Annotated in this window: 1 protein-coding gene; it reads right to left on the bottom strand. The window is 63.3% G+C overall.

Going from position 1 to position 589, the window contains the following annotated elements:
- Positions 1 to 18: 18 nt before the first annotated feature.
- Positions 19 to 589, bottom strand: a 571-nt coding sequence (locus JK635_RS17420; protein ID WP_202655237.1) for an MBL fold metallo-hydrolase, incomplete at its 5' end; no start/stop codon positions are given.

Below are 589 nucleotides of genomic sequence, written 5' to 3'. Positions count from 1 at the left end.
GACTCCAGCGGGTGGAAACTAGCTGGTGAAACGGTCGCGGGTGGCGCGCGCGCATTCATTCATCACGGTCAATGAGCGCTTGACGGTGGGCGTGCCCAGCACGAAGGGATTGCGCTGTCCTGCGGCTTGCGATGCCCTTGCTGCCAGCTTCTCCGACGTGCCGTCATAGCCGGAATGGTTGGACAGCATCACGTCGATCTTCTGCTCGTCGGCCAGCCGCATCATACGGCCAGTGGCGTCGATATAGCTGTCAAGGCGTGGAATGTCCTTGCCGAAGTTGAAGGCGGTGCCGCCCCAGAGCATGGCCCGATGCGGCACGCCGCCCGACTTCACATCGAAGACCGGGGAGATGGTGCCTGCCGTATGGCCCGGCGTGACATATAGCGTCACCTGGGTGTCGCCGAGCGTGATCACGTCGCCGTCCTTGACGGCGATGTCGCGCCTGGGTGGCGGTCCCCAGTGAGTGGATTCGAACTCCAGCTTGTTTTCCGACATGGTCCAGTCGGCCTGGCTCATCACCACGCGCGGACGATAGCGCTCCATCAGGTAGTCGACGCCGCCGTAATGGTCGCCATGCGCATGGGTGACG

It is taken from the genome of Neobacillus paridis, assembly GCF_016765675.1.
Lineage (GTDB): Bacteria > Bacillota > Bacilli > Bacillales > Cytobacillaceae > Neobacillus > Neobacillus paridis.
This window is presented reverse-complemented; position numbering and strand designations above follow the sequence as displayed.